This is a genomic window from Collimonas humicola (assembly GCF_018304945.1).
Lineage (GTDB): Bacteria > Pseudomonadota > Gammaproteobacteria > Burkholderiales > Burkholderiaceae_D > Collimonas > Collimonas humicola.
In genome coordinates this window covers 16796-33264 of sequence record NZ_JAGQEE010000002.1, presented here as the reverse complement: position 1 = coordinate 33264, position 16469 = coordinate 16796, and the positions used below count along the sequence as shown (strand labels likewise).

The following is a 16469-nucleotide window of genomic DNA, read 5'->3' as shown; positions in this document are numbered from 1 at the left end:
ACTTAAATTAGAACTTGTGACGGATACCAACAGCAACTGCTGTTTGGTTGTTGTCGGAACCAGTGCTGTCGCCGAAGACGCCTGGATTGACAGCATCCTTAGCGCGCAGGAACGATGCGAATGCATACAGGTCAGTACGCTTCGACAGGAAGTAGTCTGTACCCAGGTTGACTTGGGTCAGCTTGCCCTTGTTCGAGCCAGCATCAGCAAATGTCAGCTTGTTGTACTGAACGCTAGCCAACAGGTGCAGAGGAGCTGTAACAGCGTAGTTCACGCCCAGTTCGAAGATGTCAGCCTTGCTGTTGTTGAAGCTGCCAACAGTGAAGCTGCCTGGTTGCAGAATGCCGGTAGCAGCCAGAGTCGAGCTAGTAGCCAAAGGCTGCTTGACGCGCGACCAGTTACCGTACAGGCGTGCTGGACCAGCTTGGTAGCTAGCGCCCAGGCTGAATGTCTTCAGAGCTGTGTCGCCGGCTTTGCCGGAGAAGAAGGTTACTGGAGCATTGTTTGTCAGGGAAACGTCAGCAGGTGTAGTACCCAGCTTCGATTGGTAGTAAGCAGCGAACAGACCCAGTGGGCCGTTTGCGTACTGACCGCCCAGACCGAACGATTGGCCGTTCGAAGTTTGGCCAGCAGCTTCGCCGAAGCCATAGATCAGGCTACCAGTGAAACCAGACAGGTCTGGAGTGTTGTAGCGGATCGAGTTGTTAGTACGTGTACCTTCCAAACGGTCCAGGTTGTGGCCGACGGAACCAGTTACACCACCGAAGTCTTGAACCGAAGTCCATTGGCTGACGTCGTCCAGGATGTCAGTTTGACGACCCAGCAGAACGGAACCGAAGTTGCCGCCCAGACCGACTACCGACTTACGACGGAACAGAGTCGACGAACCCTTGTCGCTTTGCAGCGCGCCAGTGTCGTTCGAGAAGCCAGCTTCCAATTGGAACAGAGCCTTCAGACCGCCGCCCAGATCTTCAACGCCTTTGAAACCCAGACGCGAACCTTGGATAACGCCGGAGTTAACACTGAATTTGCTGCCGTTGTTCGACGACAGGCCGTTTGCGCCAGTTGCAGTCGAAACTTTGCTTGTGTAAACGATACCAGTATCAACGATACCGTAGATGGTGACGGAGCTTTGAGCTTGTGCTGCACCTGCGATTGCGCCGAGTACGGCCAGTGCGATTAGTGATTTCTTCATTTGACGTCCTTTATTTAGAAAACTGTCTTAAGGATCCGTACATCTTGCCGGATGGATGAACATTAAGGGGTCTGGCCATCTATGCTGGCGGTTTGGTTTCCTGTGGAGCTATAAATTGGTCGAAATTGAAGAAGATTGTTAATTGTGTTGTATTTTTGTGACAGGCGGCGAAGGCATGGGCAATGCTTGTAGCGGCTCAGACTTGCGCGAATTGGGAGATTGCGGGATTTATAATTTAGCAATTACGTATGTTGCGTAACTGATATCAGACTTTCGCCTTGGATTTAGTGCAAAAACAAGCTTTGCTGCGGGGCGGATAATTTACGTTGGAGCTTGTGGCAGATGCTGGGTGCAACGGCAACCTGGCTGCTCTTGCCGGTTTCCCCACTGCACGGCAGGGGCTGCGATGTCGCCGACTTGGTGCAAAGCTCTTGTCCTCGGCGTGAGAAGCCCTGGTGTACAGGTCGGTACGCTTACAGGTAGTGATCCACGCTCAGGTTAGCTTGGGTTGCTTGCCAATTTGTCGGCGGTCTCGACCTTAAGGGTTCAAGTCGCCCGGTTTTGAAATCTGATGGGTAGTTCTTTTATTAATTCATAAAAATAGTAAAAATGGACAAATGCATTGCATTTTCGTTATATCAATTGCGCTAAAGAATGATGTACCGGCAGGCACAAAGCGGCAGGTTCAGAGCAAGCAAGATGTTGCGTAAAAGATGCATATCTCGTAAAAAACCAGCAAATATAAAATTTTTCCCATTTATAAAGGATAATTTACGTTTTGGTAATGGATGCTTATGGCTAAACGTGAAGACTTGGCGATTATTCGCGCTGCTCGTGCCGGGCAGGGGCCGGCCCAACTGGCCTTGGGTAAACGCTATTTATTTGGCGGCAACGGTTTGCCGCAAAGTTTGTCGACGGCGCTGCATTGGCTGGATCGGGCGGCGCAGCAGCAGGAATCAGAAGCCTGGATGCTGATCGGCAGCCATATCCCGCTAGACGTGGCGCGCGCTGCCGCCAATCCGCTCGACCTGTGCGTCTGGTACGAACGGGCTTTTGATGCCGGCTTGATGCAAGCCGGGCTGGTGCTGGCGCAACTGGTGCTGACCGGCGACAGCCAGACGGCCATTCAGCAGGCATCCCCCGGATTGCGCGAGAAGGTAATCAAGGTGTTGGAAACCGCGGCAAATGCGGGTGTTGCCGAAGCCCAGTGGCTGCTGGCGCAGCATGCCGACATTGCACCGTCGGTCCTGCCCGAGAGGAAGACGCCGGCCGAGCGAGTCATCGCCAGCCAGCCGCGCAAGCCGGCTGAGCCGCAGACGGAACAGGATGTTACCCTCAAGTGGACTGCCCGTGCCGCCGACGCCGGCGTCACGCAGGCGCAGCAATCGCTGGCGCAGCTGGCTTGGGAAAATGCCGACTGGCCAGTGTTTCTGGAAAGAGCGCTGCCGCTGGCCAAGGCGCTGGCGGAGCAATATACCGACATCCTGGCGCAATTGAATGTGCCTTCGGAAACCTTGGCGCGCCAGCTTGGCGAAGAAAACCTGTCCATGCTGCTGCGCTGCGCCCAGGTGCTGCAGGGCAGCGCCGGCTTCGATGCCGCTGAAGTGCAGCAGTTTCTGGAACTGGCGGCCTTTGGCGACGACAAGGCTGCCCAATTGGCGCTAGGTCTCTGGTATGCGCGCATGAACAGCGATGGCGAACGCTTGCTGGTGGGAACCGGTTCGGCAAATTATAAGAAAGCGATCCGCTGGCTGACGCTGGCCGGGGAGGCCGGCCTGGCGGATGCCTGGTATGCCTTGTCGCGGATCTATCTGAAGTCCGAATTTTCACAGCGCAATCTGGTCGATATGCAGCGCCACCTTGAGCATGCCGCTGAAATGGGGCATTGCGCGGCGCAGCTGGAATGTGGTTTAAGCGCCTGGCGCAATCGCCGCGAAAAACTTGCCAACGACGTCCGCGCGGTCTACTGGCTGCAAAAGGCGGCGGCGCAAGGCAGCAGCGAAGCCGCCAATTTGCTGGCGAAGATCGCCGATAGCGCCGCACCGGCAGCCTGGGCCGAAGCTGCCAAACAGCAACTGACGCGCGAGCTGGTCAAGGCTCATCCGTTTCTTGCGGCGCGCATTGAGCTGGCGACCATATTTGGCTTGAGCCGGCCGGAAGCCCTGTTGCTGGATTTGAACCAGGCCGATTGCGGGCATTGCCTGGTGGTCGACATCCGGGCGCATTATGCGCGCAGCAAACGGCGCCTGATCCAGATCCAGACCGGCGACGAACGCCAGGCGTTGAGCCGGATTGCGCGATTGTTTGAAGATGTGGATTGCGGGCCAAACGGGCCCGAGGGCAATTATCGCCAGCGCCTGTACCGCTTCAAGGCCGCGGTGGCTTCTGTCAGCGACGCCGACGACCCGGCTTAGCCCGCGTTCATCTCGATTTCGCCCTCGAATACCGAAACTGCCGGGCCGGTCATCATGACCGGCTGCCCGCCGCCTGCCCAGGCAATCGACAGTTCGCCGCCGTGGGTCTCGACTTTCACTGGCGTATCCAGCAAGCCGCGGCGGATGCCGGCCACCACCGCGGCGCAAGCCCCGGTGCCGCACGCCAGCGTTTCCCCGGCGCCGCGTTCGAACACGCGCAGTTTGATGTGATGGCGATCGACCACTTGCATGAAGCCGGCATTAACCCGCTTCGGAAAGCGCGGATGATGTTCTATCAGCGGTCCGTCGGTCAAGACCGGCGCGGCTTCGCTGTCCTCGACCACTTGCACCGCATGCGGGTTGCCCATCGACACCACCGAGATCCAGGTTTGCTTGCCCTGGATTTCCAGCGGCCAAAGCGCATCGTCGCCTTGCGGTCGGCTCTCCAGCTTGCTGGCGTCGAACGGCACCGCTGCCGGCGCCAGGATGGGCGCGCCCATGTCGACCGTGATGCGGCCGTCGTCTTCCAGTCTGGGTTCGATGATGCCCGACATGGTTTCCACGCGAATGTTGCGTTTGCTGGTCAAGCCCTTGTCGGTGACGAACTTGACGAATGCGCGGGCGCCGTTGCCGCACTGTTCGACTTCGCCGCCGTCGGCGTTATAGATGCGATAGCGAAAATCGACACCCTCCGCCGGCGATTTTTCCACCACCAGCATCTGATCGGCGCCGACGCCAAAGCGGCGGTCGCCCAGATGCTGCCATTGCGCTGGGGTGAAGTCGATATGCTGGCTGATGGCGTCGATCACGACGAAGTCGTTGCCGGCGCCATGCATTTTTGTGAATTTGAGTTTCATGCGGCTATTATCGATGAAAGCGTGTTCCGCTGCATCGCTGTTTCAATTCTGCTCCGGCGCCGCTGTGGTGTAAACATCGGCCTGTCCCGGCGGCCGGCTCTTGAAGCGCTTGTGGGCCCAGAAATATTCGGCCGGCGCTTCCAGGATGCGTTCTTCGATAAAGGCGTTCATGCGCCGGGTCGCTTCTATCATATCGTCGCCGGGGTAGTTTTCCCAAGCCGGATAGAAGGTGACTTTCCAGCCTTTGTAGCCGGGCAGGAAAGTTGCAATCATCGGCACCACATTGGCCTTGGTGGCGGCGGCGATCCTGGCGGTGGCGGTCAGCGTTGCCGTCGGCACGCCAAAAAAAGGCACGAACTCTGCATCTTTCATGCCGAAATCCATATCCGGCAGCATGATGAAGGGATAGCCTTCGCGCATGGCGCGGATGATGGGTTTGACGCTTTGCTCGCGGGTGAACAGCTTGACCGGGCGGAAACGCGAGCGTCCTTTCAGCAATGCAGCATCAATGACAGCATCCTGTTGGCGCGTGTAGATGGTGCAGATCGACAGCGACGAATTGAGCACCAGTGCAATGCCGGGAATTTCCAGGCAGACGAAATGCGGGCACAGCAGGATGGTCGGACCGGATTGCAGGGTACTGAGCGGCAGGTCGGATTCGATCTTGATCAGGCGCCGCAAGCGCTTTTCGGACGCCCACCACAGCACGCTGCGTTCCAGCACGCTGCGCGAGTAAGCCTGGAAGTGGCGGCGCGCCAGCGCTACCCGTTCCTGTTCCGGCATCTCTGGAAAGCACAAGCGCAGGTTGGTCAGGGTAATGTGCCGCCGCGGCTTCATGATGATGAACAGCAATGAGCCCAGCGCTTCACCGATCGGGCCCAGGACCCACAACGGTAAGAAATGCATCGCCCGCAACAGCAGTAGCAGCGCCCTCATGCCTGCGGCTCCCGCGCCGCCGGCGCAACGCCGGGCGGCGTCTTGTAGCGGTTGTAGCTCCAGATATATTGCGCCGGGCAGCGCGCGATCAGCCGCTCCATCGCCTGGTTGATGGCCAGCGTTCTTTGTTCCGGCGTATGGCTTGGGGTTTCCTCGAAAGGCACAAAGCGGATCACATAGCCGCGCCCGAGCGGCAGCCGTTCGGCGTAAGACAGGATGATCGGCGCGCCGCTCATCTGCTGCAGCTTGGCCGGCAAGGTCATGGTGTAGGCCGGGCGGCCAAAGAAATCGGCCCATATGCCTTCGCCGTTCTGCGGCACCTGGTCCGGCAGCAAGCCAATCGCCTGGCCTTTTTTGAGCGCCTTGAACAAGGTGCGCACGCCTGCCAGGCTGGCCGGCGCCAGCAACAGGTTGTGGCGTCCGCGCGCGCCTTCGATCAGCGGCTTGAGCGCGGCCTTGCGCGGTGGCCGGTACAGCGCCGTCAGCGAAGTCTTGGTGGCGATCGCCTGGGCGATGATTTCAAAGCAGCCCAGATGCGGGGTCAGGAAAATCACGCCGGTCCTGGCGTCCAGCGCCGCCTGCGCCAGTTCCCAGTTTTCGATGACGGCGGTACGCAGCACCCGTTGCGGCGAGGCGCACCAGATGAACGGCAGCTCGAACATGCTCTTGCCGGATTCGCTGACCGCTTGCGGCAGGTCTGCCTGATAGCCGGCCCGCGTCAGGTTCTCTTTCAGTTTATGGCGATACGAGGAAGAGGCCAGATAGACCAGCCAGCCGCCGGCCGTGCCAATTGCATGTAAGAAAGGAAGCGGTAGTTTCGATAGCAGGCGAAAGAGTGATACGAGCATTAGCGAGGCCTAGAAGAGCCAAAAAAGACCCAAAAGGGGTCGTTTTTTGCCGAATTTTTTCAAGAGGCGTAAAATAGCACAATAGTTTGAAATTCAAACAGCGTTGCTAGCTTGTCTGGATTGCAGAGAGATTGCTTATCAGAATCATCTTAATATATAGTAATTAGCATTATCCGCCGAGTTAATAGACAACTTGCGAGGCGGAATACAAATTTCGCTAAAGCGTCGCAGGCTCAACAGGTTTGACTGCGACATGGTCACCACTTGTTTTTTTGTTGGAGCTTGCAATGGCACATGAATACCTCTTTACCTCAGAATCCGTTTCCGAAGGTCACCCCGATAAAGTCGCGGACCAGATTTCCGACGCGATCCTCGACGCAATTTTCACCCAGGACCCGCACGCCCGGGTCGCCGCAGAAACCCTGTGCAACACCGGTCTGGTCGTGCTGGCAGGTGAAGTCACTACCTTCGCCAATGTCGACTACATCGCGGTAGCGCGCGAAACCATCAAGCGCATCGGCTACGACAATGCCGACTACGGCATCGATTACAAGAGCTGCTCGGTGCTGGTCGGCTACGACAAGCAATCGCCGGATATCGCTCAGGGCGTGGATGAAGGCAAGGGCCTCGATCTCGACCAGGGCGCTGGCGACCAGGGCCTGATGTTCGGTTACGCCTGCGATGAAACGCCGGAACTGATGCCTGCCGCGATCTACTACGCGCACCGTATCGTCGAGCGCCAGTCGCAATTGCGCAAGGACGGCCGCCTGCCATGGCTGCGTCCGGACGCCAAATCGCAGGTCACGCTGAAATACGTCGACGGCTTGCCGGTGGCGATCGATACCGTGGTGCTGTCGACCCAGCATGCGCCGGAAATGCAGCACAAGGCGATTGAAGAAGCGGCGATCGAAGAAATCATCAAGCCGGTAGTGCCGAAGGAGTGGCTGCAAAATACCCGTTACCTGGTCAACCCGACCGGCCGTTTCGTCATCGGCGGCCCGCAAGGCGATTGCGGCCTGACCGGGCGCAAGATCATTGTCGACACCTACGGCGGCGCTGCGCCCCACGGCGGCGGCGCATTTTCCGGCAAGGACCCGTCCAAGGTGGACCGTTCGGCCGCTTACGCTGGCCGTTATGTGGCGAAGAATATCGTTGCCGCCGGCCTGGCCTCGCGCTGCCAGATCCAGATATCGTACGCGATCGGCATCGCCAAGCCGACTTCGGTGATGGTCACCACTTTCGGCACCGGCAAGATCAGCGACGAAAAGCTGGCGCAGCTGGTGCTGGAACACTTCGATCTGCGCCCCAAGGGCATCGTGCAGATGCTTGACCTGCTGCGTCCGATCTATCAAAAGACCGCCGCCTACGGCCATTTCGGCCGCGAAGAGCCGGAATTCACCTGGGAGCGCACCGACAAGGCTGCCGCACTGAAGGCTGCTGCGCTGTAACGACTGCTCAGGCATGGGTCCTGGCGAGGATATGATTCCTTGCCAGGCCAAATAGCGGCAACGCCAGAATCGTGCTTTGCACGATGGTAACGACTTGTTACACTGATCGCCTCAGTGACTATCCCACAAGAAAGATGCAAGAGCTTTACTTCGCTTCCGCTGTATTTTGCGTGAGCATTGCGCTTGATCTAACCAAGTCTCCCATATGGCCCCTGCCCCCAAACACGTCCCCGAATCTGTGTCTCGACAACTGCGCCCGGTAGTCACCGAGCTGCCGCGCTTTCGCCTGGCCGCCTGGCTGGTGGCGCTGGCTGCGCTGTTCCTGGTGATGTCACTGCACATGTTGACGGCGTTGCTGGCCGGCTTGCTGGTGTACGAGCTGGTGCGCACGCTGACGCCGTTTGTCCAGCACCGCCTGACCAGCGAGCGGGCTCACCTGATTTCGGTGGTGTTCCTGTCGGTGATCATTATCGGCCTGTTGTCGCTGGCGATTTTCGGCTTGATTGCCTTCTTTCACGGGGGCCCCGACCGCCTGCAAGTGCTGCAATCGAAGCTGATGGTGGTGGTCGACCAGGCGCGCACGCAACTGCCGGAGTGGCTGCAGCAATATCTGCCGGACGACATCGAAGATATCCGTCAACTGTTCAGCGACTGGCTGCAGGCCCACAGCGGCCAAGTGCAGTTGGCGGGCAAGGAAGCTGTACAGGTGTTCGTGCACGTGCTGATCGGCATGGTGCTGGGCGCCATGATTGCCTTGAATGCGGCGCATCCGATGCCTTTGCTGCAACCGCTGGCGAGCGAACTGCTGGGGCGTGCGCAATTGCTGGCGGATGCCTTCCGCCGCGTGGTGTTTGCCCAGATCAAGATTTCCCTGCTGAATACGGTCTTGACGGCGATTTTCCTGCTGGTCGTGCTCAAGCTCGCCGGCATCCATCTGCCTTTGACCAAGACCATGATCGTGGTCACCTTCCTGGCGGGTTTGCTGCCGGTGATAGGTAACCTGATTTCCAACACCCTGATCGTGCTGGTCGCCTTGTCGGTTTCGGTCTATGTGGCCCTGGCGGCGCTGGTGTTCCTGGTGGTGATACACAAGCTGGAATACTTCCTGAACGCGAAGATCGTCGGCACCCAGATCAATGCCCGCAGCTGGGAGCTGCTGCTGATGATGGTGCTGGCGGAAGCTGCATTCGGCCTGCCGGGACTGGTGGCGGCGCCGATTTACTATGCTTATATCAAGAGCGAGTTGCACGAAATGGGCTGGGTCTGAGGGCCGCCGGGTTATTCGGATATCGGGATAACCGGAATATGTGTCCCGGCTAGCCGAAAACCCGCTGTTTTGCTTTAAAATGGCAGATCGTATCCAAGGAGCGTTGCGACAGACATGGTCTGCCAGGCTTGGAGCGGTCAATATGCAACTGCGCTCACGTTACTTTTTTTCTAACGAAAGGAGGGCGTGATGAACGCCGCTGTAATGAACTCTACCGCACACTCAACCTCTTCCAACCAAGACTACGTCGTTGCCGATATCAGCCTGTCGGGCTGGGGCGACAAAGAAATCAAGATCGCCGAGACCGAAATGCCGGGCCTGATGGCCATCCGCGAGGAATTCGCGGCTGCCCAGCCGCTCAAGGGCGCGCGCATCACCGGTTCGATCCACATGACGATCCAGACCGCGGTGCTGATCCAGACCCTGGAAGCACTGGGCGCCAAGGTGCGCTGGGCATCCTGCAACATCTATTCGACCCAGGACCACGCCGCCGCCGCGATCGCCGCTGCCGGCACGCCGGTGTTTGCCTTCAAGGGCGAATCGCTGGACGACTACTGGGAATTCACGCATCGCATTTTCGAATGGCCGGGCGAAGAGCAGGCCAACATGATCCTGGACGATGGCGGCGACGCCACCTTGCTGCTGCACCTCGGCACCCGCGCTGAAAAAGACGCGTCGGTCCTGAACAACCCAGGTTCGGAAGAAGAAATCTGCCTGTTCAACGCCATCAAGAAAAAGCTGGCGACTTCGCCCGGCTGGTATTCGACCCGCCTGGCGCAGATCAAGGGCGTGACCGAAGAAACTACCACCGGCGTGCATCGCCTGTACCAGATGCACAAGGAAGGCAAGCTGGCTTTCCCTGCCATCAATGTCAACGACTCGGTCACCAAGTCCAAGTTCGACAACCTGTACGGCTGCCGCGAATCGCTGGTCGATGGCATCAAGCGCGCCACCGACGTCATGATCGCCGGCAAGGTTGCCGTGATCGCCGGCTATGGCGACGTTGGCAAGGGCTCGGCGCAAGCCATGCGCGCGCTGTCGGCGCAGGTGTGGGTAACCGAAGTCGACCCGATCTGCGCTTTGCAGGCGGCGATGGAAGGCTACCGCGTGGTGACCATGGAATACGCAGCCGAACATGGCGACATCTTCGTCACCTGCACCGGCAACTACCATGTGATCACCCATGCACACATGCAAAAGATGAAGGACCAGGCGATCGTCTGCAACATCGGCCACTTCGACAATGAAATCGAAGTCGCCGCCCTGAAGCAGTACACCTGGGAAAACATCAAGCCGCAAGTCGACCACATCATTTTCCCTGACGGCAAACGCATCATCTTGCTGGCTGAAGGCCGTCTGGTGAACCTGGGCTGCGGCACGGGCCATCCGTCGTATGTGATGAGCTCGTCGTTCGCCAACCAGACCATCGCCCAGATCGAATTGTTCGTGAACACCAAGGCCTATCCGGTCGGCGTGTATACCTTGCCTAAGCATCTGGATGAAAAAGTCGCGCGCCTGCAATTGAAAAAGCTGAACGCGCAACTGTCGGTGCTGACGGAAGAGCAGGCTGCCTATATCGGCGTCAAGCAAACCGGCCCTTACAAGCCGGAACACTACCGCTATTAAGCAGTAAATAATCCGGCCGCCGGCTGCCCGATGGCGGCCGGCGGATCTTCCACCATCAAGAGGAAACCTCAATGCGCTTACTGATTACCTGGCTGATTAACACCCTGGCCTTGCTGGCAGTGCCGTATCTGATGCACTCGGTGCAGTTCGCCAGTTTTTGGGCGGCGCTGATCGCGGCGCTGGTGCTGGGTTTCGTCAATACCTTGATCCGCCCGGTGTTGCTGTTGCTGACTTTGCCGGCGACCTTGCTGACCCTGGGCTTGTTCATCTTTATCATCAACGGCCTGATGTTCTGGCTGGTCTCGCATCTGGTAAGCGGTTTTTATGTCGCCAGTTTCTGGGCGGCGGTAGGCGGCGCTATCTTGTACAGCATCGTTTCGTGGGCGTTGTCCACGCTGCTGTTGAAGAAGAATTGATTGGTACAGAAAATGGCACAAAAGAACTTTAGTATCGAATTTTTCCCGCCGAAGACGCCTGAGGGAACGGAAAAACTGCGGGTCACGCGCGCCAAGCTGGCGGAGCTGCATCCGCGCTATTTCTCTGTGACTTTCGGCGCCGGCGGTTCGACGCAGAAGGGTACGCTGGACACGGTGCTGGATATCCGCAGCGAAGGCCACGAAGCGGCGCCGCATCTGTCCTGCCTGGGCAGTTCGCGTGAGTCGCTGCGCGCCATCCTGGGGCAATACAAGGATCACGGCATCAAGCGCCTGGTGGCCTTGCGCGGCGATCTGCCGAGCGGCTACGGCGCCATGGATTTTTCTTCCGGCGAATTCCGCTACGCTAATGAGCTGGTGGAATTCATCCGCGCCGAAACCGGCGACTGGTTCCATATCGAAGTCGCGGCCTATCCGGAAATGCACCCGCAGGCGAAGTCGCCGCAGGACGACGTGCAGCGCTATGTCAGCAAGGTCAAGGCCGGCGCCAACGGCGCCATCACCCAGTACTTCTACAATGCCGACGCGTATTTCCGTTTCGTCGACGAAGCGCAAAAACTGGGGGCGACGGTGCCTGTGGTGGCCGGCATCATGCCGATCACCAACTACGCGCAACTGATGCGTTTTTCCGACATGTGCGGCACCGAGATACCGCGCTGGATCCGCCTCAAGCTGGCCAGCTATGGCGACGACACCGATTCGATCCGCGCTTTCGGCCTGGACGTGGTGACTCAGCTATGTGAGCGCTTGCTCGCCGGCGGCGCCCCGGGGTTGCACTTCTATACCTTGAATCATTCGCCGGCGACGATCGCCATCTGGCAGCGCCTGAAGCTATAAGCAGGCAGATTCAGTGATGACGGCGTCCAGCGCAATATCATGCGGGTCGCCGTCGAATTCCGCCAGTCCGCAGGAGTAGGCAATCCCGATTGCCTGCGGACGCGGCGCCAGCGCCAGGGTCCTGTCATAAAAGCCCCCGCCGTAGCCTAGCCTGAGCTTGCTGCGATTGAAGCCGACGCAGGGAATTAGCAAGGCCGACGGCGTCGCGCTCACATCGCTGGCCGGCACCGCGACCCCGAAACTATCTTTCACCATGCTGTCACCGGGCGTCCAGGCAACAAAACGCAGGGGGCTATCGTTATCCACCACAATCGGCAACGCCAGCGGCACACCGCTTGCCGCCAGTTCGGCGTAAGCCGGCCGCAAATCCGGTTCGCCGCGGATCGGCCAGTAGACTCCCAGAACGCCGTCCGGCTGCGCCTGCCGCCATGACGCGACCCAGGCGGTCACGCGGCGCCCCAGTTCCAGGTCCCAGCCGCGGCGGCTGTCGGCGGCTATCGCCCGCCGCGCAGCCAGCAGGGCAGGACGCAGCAATGCTTTGTCGGGGTTTGGTGTTGCATCACTGGCATCACATGCTATGCTAGGCGTCATCGTTCGTACCCGTAAAAAATAGGTTTAACATGTTCAAAAAGAAATGGCTTGCTGTCATCGCCGTCGCCGTGGCTTCCTCCGCCGTGCTGACAAGTGCAGCTTATGCGCAAAAGCGCTCCGCCGGCAACGCATCCATCGGCAGCTATGCCAGCCAGGATGACGCCTTCCTGGCCTTGCGCGACGCCGCGCGCGCGAATAACGCCGACAAGGCCGAATTGCTGGCCTCGACCTTGAGTGATTATGACATTCCTTCGTATGTCGATTATTACCGCCTGAAACCGCTGATCAAAGACCTGGTCGCACCGCAGGCCGATATCCGCGACTACCTCAGCCGTTACGACGGCAGCGCGATCGCCGACCGCCTGCGCAACGACTGGCTGCTGGAGCTGGGCAAGGCCGGCGACTGGGCCACTTTTGATGAGCAATATCCGAAATTCGTGCTGGATGACGACACCCAGCTGAAATGCTATGCGTTGACCTCGGCCGCCCTGAAAGGCACGAATGTGGCAGCGGGGGCACGCGCCTTGCTGACCACGCCGAAGGACTTTGGTCCAGCTTGCACCGACCTGGTCGGCACGCTGGCGCAAAACGGCCAGTTCAGCGCCGACGATGTCTGGTTCCAGATCCGCCAGGCAGTGGAGTCCGGCTTTGCAGGAGTGGCGCGCCGCATGACGCCGTTCGTCGACGCCGACGATGCCCAGGTGGCGCAAGCCATCGACAAATCCGCGCTGGTGCTGGCGCGCGGCCCGGGCGCCGGACGCAGCGGCCATGAATTATTCATCGTGGCGCTGGGACGTGTGGCGAAGAACGATACCGGTCGCGCGGCCGGCGCACTGAACGCATCCCTGGATCAATTGACATCTACCGAGCGCTCGCTGGCATGGGCGCAGGTCGCTTTGCAGTCGGCGCTCAAGCTGGAGCCGCAAGCGATCGACTATTGGCGGCAGGTAAAGGGCAGCGCGCCATTGTCCGGCGACGCTTATCAATGGCGCGTGCGCTCCGCCCTGCGCGGCGGCGACTGGAAACTGGTCAGGAGCGGCATCGAGGCGATGCCGGCGGCCCTGCGCAGCGACCCGGCCTGGATCTATTGGCTGGCCCGTGCCGACCAAGCCGAAGGCAAGGTTGATCAGGCCCAGCAGCAATTCCAGGCTATCGCCGACCAGACCAATTTCTATGGCCAGCTGGCGCTGGAAGAGCTGGGACAGAAAATCATTGCGGTTTCCTCCTCCCAGACATTTACGCCGGTTGAAATGGCGGCGATGACAAATAATCAGGGCTTCCGTCGCGCCCTGCGGTTTTTTGACATGAATTTGCGGTTTGAAGGCGTGCGCGAATGGAATTGGGAACTGCGCCAGATGACTGATCGCCAATTGCTGACTGCGGCTGAATTCGCGCGCCAGAACAACGTCCTCGACCGTATGGTGAATACCTCGGACCGGACCAAGGTCGAAGTCGATTTCAACCAGCGCTTCCCGTCGCCGCATCGCGATGTCATGAGCACCAATACCCAAAGCCTGGGGCTCGACATGGCCTGGGTATACGGGCTGATCCGGCAAGAATCGCGCTTCATGCGCAGCGCCCGCTCGAACGTCGGCGCCAGCGGCCTGATGCAGGTGATGCCGGCGACGGCGAAATGGGTTGCCAAGAAAATCGGCCTGAGCGGCTTTACCGTCGATCAGATTGCCGACGTGAATACCAACATCCTGCTGGGCACCAACTATCTGAGCATGGTGCTGTCCGACCTGGATGGCTCGCAGGCGCTCGCATCGGCCGCCTACAATGCCGGTCCGGGCCGGCCGCGGGCCTGGCGTGCGACGCTGCCCGGCACCGTGGAAGGCGCAGTGTTTGCCGAGTCGATTCCGTTTAATGAAACCCGCGGCTACGTCAAGAATGTGCTGTCGAACGCGACTTACTATGCAGCCTTGTTCGACGGCAAGCCGCAGTCCCTGAAAGCGCGCCTGGGCACCGTTGCACCCAAGGGTTTTGTCGAATCGTCGCTGCCTTGATGCGGCCTTGAGTAGAATTACTGCGTGGAATCTCGACATTCGTAGTCCCGGAGCTGCATATGCAAACCACAGAACTCGATCCAAGCCTGTCAGCCGCTTTGCAAAAAGCCGGCAAGGACGGCCTGATCCTGGTGATCGGCAATAAAAACTATTCTTCCTGGTCGATGCGGCCATGGGTGGCGATGACTGCGTTCGGCATTCCGTTCAAGGAACACAAGATCCTGCTGCGCCAGCCGCACACCGCCAACGAAATAGGCCGCTATTCCGCCAGCGGCCGGGTGCCGATCCTGCTGGTGGGTGAGACGCCGGTCTGGGACTCGCTGGCCATCTGCGAATATCTGGCGGATCAGTTCCCCGATCTTGGCATGTGGCCGCAAGACACGCTGGCGCGCGCCACCGCGCGTTCGATCTGCGCCGAGATGCATTCCGGATTTGCCGCCCTGCGCGCAGACATGCCGATGGATATCCGCGCCCACAAGCCGGGGCATGGGCGTACCGCGGGCTCCCAGGCCGATATCGCCAGGGTGGTGGAAATCTGGGAAACCTGCTTGTCCGAATTCGGCCATCACCAGTTTCTGTTCGGCGCATTTTCGATCGCCGACGCCTATTTTGCGCCGGTCGTCATGCGCTTCCACAGCTACGGCGTATCGCTGGCGCCGGCATTGCAAGCCTACGCCGAGCGGGTGCAGGCGCACCCGGCCGTGGCCCGCTGGATGCGCGAGGCGCTGGCGGAAACCGAAGTATTGCCGGACTAGTCTTTTCTCATCAGGTTCAAACAACGACATGAAAGTTTTTGCGGTAGGCGGCGCGGTGCGCGATGAGTTGCTCGGTTTGCCGGTCAAGGATCGCGATTACGTGGTGGTCGGAGCGACGCCGGACGACATGCTGGCGCAAGGTTTCCGCCCGGTCGGCAAGGATTTTCCAGTGTTCCTGCATCCGGATACGCACGAGGAATATGCGCTGGCGCGCACCGAGCGCAAGACTGCGCCGGGCTACAAAGGCTTTGTGTTCCATACCGCCGCCGATGTCACGCTGGAGCAAGACCTGGTGCGGCGCGACCTCACCATTAACGCCATTGCGCGCGCAGAGGACGGCACCCTGGCCGATCCTTTCAACGGCCGCCAGGACCTGCAAGACCGCATATTCCGTCACGTATCCGACGCTTTTGCCGAGGATCCGGTGCGCATCCTGCGCGTAGCGCGCTTTGCCGCGCGCTTCACCGACTTCACGGTAGCGCCGCAGACCAACGCCCTGATGCAGCGGATGGTGGCGGCCGGCGAAGTCGATGCGCTGGTGCCTGAGCGGGTCTGGCAAGAGCTGGCGCGCGGGCTGATGGAAAGCAAGCCGTCGCGCATGTTCGAGGTCTTGCGCGCGTGCGGCGCGCTGGCGCGCATCCTGCCGGAACTGGACGCGTTGTGGGGCATACCCCAGCCGGAAAAATATCATCCTGAAATCGACACCGGCGTGCATGTGATGATGGTGGTGGATACCGCCGCCCGCGCAAATTATCCGCTGCCGGTGCGCTTCGCCGCCCTCATGCACGACCTCGGCAAAGGCGCGACGCCGGCCGCCGGCTGGCCCAGCCATCACGGTCATGAAGGCCTGGGCGTGGAACTGGTGGAACGGGTTTGCCAGCGCCTCAAAGTGCCGGGCGAGGCGCGCGACCTGGCCTTGATGACAACGCGCGAACACGGCAATGTAGGCCGCGCTTTCGAACTGCGCGCCGCTACCATCGTCAACCTGCTGGGACGCTGCGATGCATTCCGCAAGCCCGAGCGCTTTATTGATATGCTACGTGCCACCGAATGCGATTACCGCGGCAGGACCGGCTACGAGGAGCGGCCGTTTCCGCAGCTTGCTTATCTGCAGGCGGCGTTGCAGGCAGCGCAGTCGGTCAATGCCGGCGTCATTGCCGGCATGTTCCAGCAGCAGCCGCAACGGATACCCGAAGCGATCCATGCCGCCCGGGTTGAAGTGGTCGAGCAGCTGCTGCAGGCGCAACGACAATAA

At 59.7% G+C, this 16469-nt stretch carries 14 protein-coding genes and 1 riboswitch; of the genes, 9 read left to right on the top strand and 5 right to left on the bottom strand.

Annotated features, from left to right (window positions below; genetic code table 11):
• Positions 1–7: 7 nt before the first annotated feature.
• Entirely contained in the window at positions 8–1195 is a 1188-nt protein-coding gene (locus KHU30_RS08865) for a porin (protein ID WP_211442312.1), read from the bottom strand.
• Positions 1196–1989: 794 nt separating this feature from the next.
• On the opposite strand from KHU30_RS08865, the gene KHU30_RS08860 reads away from it, so the two are divergent.
• Positions 1990–3609 carry a tetratricopeptide repeat protein gene (locus KHU30_RS08860; protein ID WP_211442311.1) on the top strand — a complete coding sequence of 540 codons (1620 nt, stop codon included), beginning with the start codon at positions 1990–1992 and terminating at the stop codon, positions 3607–3609.
• Here the strand turns inward: KHU30_RS08860 and dapF are convergent.
• From dapF to KHU30_RS08845, 3 genes are read right to left on the bottom strand one after another with little or no spacing between them, the layout of a single operon-like run.
• On the bottom strand, positions 3606–4466 hold the full coding sequence (dapF, locus tag KHU30_RS08855; protein WP_211442310.1) for a diaminopimelate epimerase: 861 nt from the start codon (positions 4464–4466) through the stop codon (positions 3606–3608). The two genes, KHU30_RS08860 and dapF, sit on opposite strands and share 4 nt — an antisense overlap.
• A 42-nt stretch (positions 4467–4508) precedes the next feature.
• Positions 4509–5402 (bottom strand): LpxL/LpxP family acyltransferase, encoded by an 894-nt coding sequence (locus KHU30_RS08850; protein ID WP_211442309.1) that lies wholly within the window; start codon positions 5400–5402, stop codon positions 4509–4511.
• Positions 5399–6250 (bottom strand): lysophospholipid acyltransferase family protein, encoded by an 852-nt coding sequence (locus KHU30_RS08845; RefSeq protein WP_211442308.1) that lies wholly within the window; start codon positions 6248–6250, stop codon positions 5399–5401. Before KHU30_RS08845 ends, KHU30_RS08850 begins: the two co-directional genes overlap by 4 nt.
• A gap of 287 nt (positions 6251–6537) precedes the next feature.
• On the opposite strand from KHU30_RS08845, the gene metK reads away from it, so the two are divergent.
• From metK to metF, 5 genes are all read left to right on the top strand, one after another.
• Positions 6538–7698, top strand: a complete 1161-nt coding sequence (gene metK / locus KHU30_RS08840; protein WP_211442307.1) for a methionine adenosyltransferase — start codon at positions 6538–6540, stop codon at positions 7696–7698.
• Positions 7699–7936: 238 nt separating this feature from the next.
• On the top strand, positions 7937–8965 hold the full coding sequence (locus KHU30_RS08835) for an AI-2E family transporter (protein WP_329956661.1): 1029 nt from the start codon (positions 7937–7939) through the stop codon (positions 8963–8965).
• 89 nt (positions 8966–9054) lie between these two features.
• A riboswitch (S-adenosyl-L-homocysteine riboswitch) is annotated at positions 9055–9128 on the top strand.
• Between the two features lie 26 nt (positions 9129–9154).
• Positions 9155–10591, top strand: coding sequence for an adenosylhomocysteinase (ahcY, locus tag KHU30_RS08830; RefSeq protein WP_211442305.1), 1437 nt, complete (start codon positions 9155–9157; stop codon positions 10589–10591).
• 71 nt (positions 10592–10662) lie between these two features.
• Entirely contained in the window at positions 10663–11007 is a 345-nt protein-coding gene (locus KHU30_RS08825) for a phage holin family protein (RefSeq protein WP_211442304.1), read from the top strand.
• Positions 11008–11019: 12 nt separating this feature from the next.
• A complete protein-coding gene (gene metF, locus KHU30_RS08820; RefSeq protein WP_211442303.1) occupies positions 11020–11862 on the top strand; it encodes a methylenetetrahydrofolate reductase [NAD(P)H] in 843 nt (280 codons plus the stop codon).
• Here the strand turns inward: metF and KHU30_RS08815 are convergent.
• Positions 11857–12396, bottom strand: coding sequence for a 5-formyltetrahydrofolate cyclo-ligase (locus KHU30_RS08815; protein ID WP_230427297.1), 540 nt, complete (start codon positions 12394–12396; stop codon positions 11857–11859). The two genes, metF and KHU30_RS08815, sit on opposite strands and share 6 nt — an antisense overlap.
• Positions 12397–12482: 86 nt before the next feature.
• Here KHU30_RS08815 and KHU30_RS08810 point away from each other — a divergent pair, with 86 nt between their 5' ends.
• From KHU30_RS08810 to KHU30_RS08800, 3 genes are read left to right on the top strand one after another with little or no spacing between them, the layout of a single operon-like run.
• Positions 12483–14459, top strand: coding sequence for a lytic transglycosylase domain-containing protein (locus tag KHU30_RS08810; protein WP_211442301.1), 1977 nt, complete (start codon positions 12483–12485; stop codon positions 14457–14459).
• Between the two features lie 59 nt (positions 14460–14518).
• Positions 14519–15214: a glutathione S-transferase family protein gene (locus tag KHU30_RS08805; protein WP_211442300.1), complete on the top strand. Its 696-nt coding sequence runs from the start codon at positions 14519–14521 to the stop codon at positions 15212–15214.
• 28 nt (positions 15215–15242) lie between these two features.
• Positions 15243–16469: a multifunctional CCA addition/repair protein gene (locus KHU30_RS08800; RefSeq protein ID WP_211442299.1), complete on the top strand. Its 1227-nt coding sequence runs from the start codon at positions 15243–15245 to the stop codon at positions 16467–16469.

Bases quoted from the DNA above. Each gene is read 5' to 3' on its own strand.
- KHU30_RS08850 (WP_211442309.1), bottom strand. From the start codon at position 5,402: ATGAGGGCGCTGCTACTGCTGTTGCGGGCGATGCATTTCTTACCGTTG.
- ahcY (WP_211442305.1), top strand. From the start codon at position 9,155: ATGAACGCCGCTGTAATGAACTCTACCGCACACTCAACCTCTTCCAAC.
- metK (WP_211442307.1), top strand. From the start codon at position 6,538: ATGGCACATGAATACCTCTTTACCTCAGAATCCGTTTCCGAAGGTCAC.
- KHU30_RS08800 (WP_211442299.1), top strand. From the start codon at position 15,243: ATGAAAGTTTTTGCGGTAGGCGGCGCGGTGCGCGATGAGTTGCTCGGT.
- KHU30_RS08805 (WP_211442300.1), top strand. From the start codon at position 14,519: ATGCAAACCACAGAACTCGATCCAAGCCTGTCAGCCGCTTTGCAAAAA.
- metF (WP_211442303.1), top strand. From the start codon at position 11,020: ATGGCACAAAAGAACTTTAGTATCGAATTTTTCCCGCCGAAGACGCCT.
- dapF (WP_211442310.1), bottom strand. From the start codon at position 4,466: ATGAAACTCAAATTCACAAAAATGCATGGCGCCGGCAACGACTTCGTC.
- KHU30_RS08860 (WP_211442311.1), top strand. From the start codon at position 1,990: ATGGCTAAACGTGAAGACTTGGCGATTATTCGCGCTGCTCGTGCCGGG.
- KHU30_RS08865 (WP_211442312.1), bottom strand. From the start codon at position 1,195: ATGAAGAAATCACTAATCGCACTGGCCGTACTCGGCGCAATCGCAGGT.
- KHU30_RS08810 (WP_211442301.1), top strand. From the start codon at position 12,483: ATGTTCAAAAAGAAATGGCTTGCTGTCATCGCCGTCGCCGTGGCTTCC.
- KHU30_RS08825 (WP_211442304.1), top strand. From the start codon at position 10,663: ATGCGCTTACTGATTACCTGGCTGATTAACACCCTGGCCTTGCTGGCA.
- KHU30_RS08845 (WP_211442308.1), bottom strand. From the start codon at position 6,250: ATGCTCGTATCACTCTTTCGCCTGCTATCGAAACTACCGCTTCCTTTC.